We start from the raw sequence: 396 nt of genomic DNA on the forward strand, positions 1-396 counted from the left end.
GTGTCTCGGCAAGCTAATATCTGGGTTGCCGGGAAGGTCGGTGCGATGAATCCTGAAGCGATAACCCATTCTATGAAGCAAAGATCAGACGATCAACTCCGGCTTGGTATCTTTGCCTCCAACCTTGGACATTATTTGGCTTCTTTTATCCTTGCTGAAGACGTCCATTCGAGTTCTCAGACTGTGTTGAGAGAAGTACACGGACGACGTCGGCTACACGTGCAGCAAGCAAAGGTGGGACAGCATTGCCTATCTGTTTGGCGATCTCGATTTTGGAGCCTGTGAATCTGAAATCGTCCGGGAAGCTCTGAAAGCGTGCTGCTTCCCTATGTGTAATTGGCCGATGTTGCTCTGGATGGAGATACCGCCCCTTCTCAGGTTTGAAGAATTCAGTAC

At 49.5% G+C, this 396-nt stretch carries 1 protein-coding gene; it reads right to left on the reverse strand.

The window, feature by feature from the left end; all coding sequences use genetic code 11:
• Positions 1 to 145 precede the first annotated feature (145 nt).
• Positions 146 to 396: DNA cytosine methyltransferase (locus BRSPCE3_RS35705; RefSeq protein ID WP_244071802.1), on the reverse strand; the 251-nt coding region annotated here is incomplete at its 5' end.

Source organism: Bradyrhizobium sp. Ce-3 (genome assembly GCF_022835695.1).
GTDB lineage: Bacteria > Pseudomonadota > Alphaproteobacteria > Rhizobiales > Xanthobacteraceae > Bradyrhizobium.